Here is a 3,549-nt window from a genome sequence, read left to right as displayed (position 1 = left end):
GGGCCGACGGCCTTTATCTTGATTCGGGGCGATATTTCAGCCGCCCTGAAGGCGTATCAGGATTTTGCCAAGCAAACCAAGAAAACCGAGTTCCGCGGTGCCGGCATTGAAGGGCTATCCCTGACCTTGGAGCAGGCCAAGGCCATCGCCGAGCTACCGCCCAAGGAAGTGCTCATGGCCCAAGTGGCGGGCAGCCTCAAGTCGGTGGCCACCGGCCTGGCGGTCGGGCTCAATGCTGTGCCCACGCAAGTGGCGCGCGGTATCCACGAGATCCCAGCCTCTCTGGGGCGGGCCATCCGGGCCATTGCCGACAAGGAGGCCGCATAAAGGGCTTCAGTTCATCAGCCCAAACCTGTGTATCGATTCTGTTACCCCCAAGGAGAAACCATCATGTCTTCAGAGCGCGTTGCAAAGATTTTGGAAGAGTTGAAAGCCTTGAGCTTGCTGGAAGCTTCCGAGCTGGTGAAAGCCATCGAGGAAACCTTTGGCGTCAGTGCAGCAGCCCCAGCCGGCGGCATGGTCATGGCAGCTCCTGTGGCAGCGGCGGCGGCAGCTCCGGCGGCAGCCCCTGAGCCGGTGGAAGAGCAAACTGCCTTTGATGTCATCCTCGAGGCTGTGCCAGCCGACAAGAAGATCGCCATCCTCAAGGTGGTGCGCGAGTTGACCGGCTTGGGCCTGAAGGATGCCAAAGATCTCGTCGAGGCGGCTCCCAAGCCTGTCAAAGAAGGAGTTCCCAAGGAGGAAGCCAACGACATCAAGAAAAAGCTGGAAGAAGCCGGCGCCACCGTCAAGATCAAGTAGTTCCAGTTACGAGGAGAGCGCCTCTCCCTGCTCTGACGAGGAATCTAATCAAGACTCTCAAACCCAAGGGGGGCTGCTCCGGCCCCTCTTTTGGGTCTGCCCGACCATTGGCGTGGGTTCGGGATCCCTGTCCCCTGCTGCGTCGCACTTCCACCTCTCCGTGGGCTTTCAAAAGGGCAGCCAGCTTGCGACGCATGACGATGCTGGGTTTATCGGTAAACATGTGCTGCTCCGCCTTGATATCGAGGGGAACGTCATAGTCGGTGCTTTCCAGAACCCGTTGATCCTCAAGGGTCACCTGCCGATCGAAGGCGATGATACTCTCAGCACTCACCTCTGCTTCCGAATCGTTGCGTAAACAGAATTGCACCACCTGCGAGGTTTGGTCGTCGATGGGGGTAGCCGCTGTGAAAATGATGTGGATGAGGCCGTTGGGGTAGGTGATTTTGAGCTTGCGACCAAAAGGCATAAACCAGGTGCCCTCCAGGATACGCACGGCGCGATCCTCTGACATCCGCAAGTTTTGCTTCTGCAAGTCACTGTTGAACACCGGCAAAACAGAGGTGGCCCGAAGGCCATATTCCAGTTCTTCAAGGCTGTCCAGATCTGGGGGTACAGGCTCGGAGATCACCCCAAAGCTCTGGTGATGGACGAAGTGGGGATGGGCATTGTCAAAGGAGTTTTCCATCAGGCGCAGGCCGGCGCATTTGGCGCATTTCCAGACCTCATAGAACTGATGAATTTGGCGAAACCGGGGATCCGCCACCTCTGAGATCTCGGGAATATCGGTCAAGGGATCCGCCAATGCCACCCAAACATAGCCATAGCGCTCTTGGCAGCGAAACCCCTCCACCTTGTAGGTAGGGGGGATGAAGATGAAGTTGTCTGTAAGTTGGGGCACCTTCACACAGGTGCCGGAGCCGTCAAACTCCCAGCCGTGATAGGGGCAGCGGATGTGGCCATTGCAAACAACCCCTTTGGAAAGTTGGGCCGAGCGATGGCAGCAACGATCCAAGACGGCGCAAGGCTGCCCTGACTCATTGAGCCAAAGCACCAAAGGGGTCTTCAGCAGCGTGAAAGCTTGTGGGCCGGCTTCCAGAGCTGATACTGGGATCACAGGGTACCAAAACCGCCTCAGGACAGGTTGCTGGGTAACAAGCATAAACCCGCTCCACAAGCTCTAGTTCGGAGAATCATGAGCTGGCTTTTCGTGAGCCTAGGTGGCTCAAAGCACCGCCCCCCGTGAAAAAGATAGGCGTTGAAATGGCAGAAGTCCGTATAAGCCAACACAGCTTTGCCCTGCCACAGCGGTCGCGTTTGGACATCGACAACTCCCCCTCTATCCAGAGATGGGCTATTGATTGAGGGAAGTAGAAAAGTGTCAGTGGGCTTCTGTTGGCATGTGGCTGTGGGGAGAGGTGGAAAGGTGCAAAACGAATTGAACCCCAACCGAGATCTCCGTAACACAGGGATCCCGGCCCAACCTACTGCAGAGTCCACCTCCCCCAAACCAGAACCGGCTGCTGAGAGCCAGGCAAATTGCTTGACAGACGGAGAGGTGGATCCAGAGCCCCGCCTCAGCCGTTCTCAACAAGAACGACAGCAGGAACGCCGCTCCTTACCTTGGCGCCTGGGGCTGGCCAACGTGCTCTCGGCAGGGTTGCATTTCATCGCGATGAGCTGGGTGGGTTGGCAGCCTAGGATCCGGGAAGAGGAGGAGATCCTCCCCTTTCAGTGGGTGGAGGTGGCAGACGAGCCGCCCCCAGAGCCGCAGTGGATTGCGCCCGTCTCCGCCCGTGAGTCCGGTGTCTCTGAACCTCGGGATCACGTATCGGTGCGGCAGTCGCAAGTGGCCAATCCAGGTGAATGGGTAGAGGTCACTTCTGCAACGGCACAGCCTCTGCTCGCCTCAGCCGCAGGGAGTCCTGTCCCTGAGATCCTTTCTCCGCCGACAAGGGAGCTTGAGGTGACCCAGCCCGCCCGGAACTCTGCCTCTCCTCAGCAGCAGCCAGAGGCCAGGTTAGAAAATCTGTCAGCGGGTTTAGCAGCTCTGGAGCAGGCAGTTGCCGATCACAATTGGGCGGAGGCGCTACATCTGACGGAAGAATGGCTGGATCACTGGCCTCTGTCCTCTCCACAGCGCCAGCAACTGCAGGACTATCGTCAGCATCTGCAAAGCCTACTGGCTACCTCCTCGGCAGCAGCAGTGGAGACCAAATCGGCTCAGATCTCTCCTGCTCAATCCCTCAAGCCTCAACCCGAAAGAGCAGCAAGTTCTCCTGAGGTTTTGCCACAACCCTACCTGTCGGCTCCAGCGGATCCGCATCCAACTTTGCCCTCTCCAGAGCCGATCGCAGCCCCGTTGGAAGAGCCTTCTCCCACCTTGCCCCCGACTTTTCCTACCGGATCCCACAACTCCGACTTCGGTCGCACCAGTGGGATCGAGTCCTCTCAGGCAGGCCCACCCAGCCTAAATGCCACCGCCGATCCGGATTGGGGAGACTACTTGGCTCAATTTCAAGAAAGGGTTCGCCAACACTGGATGGTACGGCGGGCATCCGGATCCTACGTAACAGTGGTGCAGGTGCGTCTGGATCGACAGGGATCCTTGCGGGAACTGCGCCTGCAAACCCCCTCAGAAGATCCCCTGTTGGATGCAGCCGTGCTCAGTGCCATCCAGCGCTCAGCCCCCTTTGCTCCTTTGCCCGAGAGCTATGTTGGCGAAGAAGTAAACTACCCGACCCTGAC

The 3,549-nt window shown here is 58.3% G+C and carries 3 protein-coding genes and 1 pseudogene; 3 read left to right on the top strand and 1 reads right to left on the bottom strand.

The window, feature by feature from the left end; all coding sequences use genetic code 11:
* Positions 1-327, top strand: a pseudogene (locus tag NW819_RS00755) (50S ribosomal protein L10); the annotation flags it as partial.
* A 63-nt stretch (positions 328-390) separates the two neighbouring features.
* Positions 391-801, top strand: coding sequence for a 50S ribosomal protein L7/L12 (gene rplL, locus NW819_RS00750; protein WP_414350999.1), 411 nt, complete (start codon positions 391-393; stop codon positions 799-801).
* On the opposite strand, the gene NW819_RS00745 is transcribed toward rplL, so the two are convergent.
* Positions 794-1,963 (bottom strand): Rieske 2Fe-2S domain-containing protein, encoded by a 1,170-nt coding sequence (locus NW819_RS00745; RefSeq protein WP_414412595.1) that lies wholly within the window; start codon positions 1,961-1,963, stop codon positions 794-796. The two genes, rplL and NW819_RS00745, sit on opposite strands and share 8 nt — an antisense overlap.
* Positions 1,964-2,227: 264 nt before the next feature.
* Here NW819_RS00745 and NW819_RS00740 point away from each other — a divergent pair.
* Positions 2,228-3,549 (top strand): TonB family protein (locus NW819_RS00740; RefSeq protein ID WP_414412594.1); only part of this gene is annotated, 1,322 nt, incomplete at its 3' end.

The sequence above is a fragment of the Synechococcus sp. R8-2 genome, from assembly GCF_047461715.1.
Classification (GTDB): domain Bacteria; phylum Cyanobacteriota; class Cyanobacteriia; order Thermostichales; family Thermostichaceae; genus Thermostichus.
The sequence above is the reverse complement of the archived record's forward strand: the minus strand, read 5'-3'. Positions and strand labels throughout refer to the sequence as shown.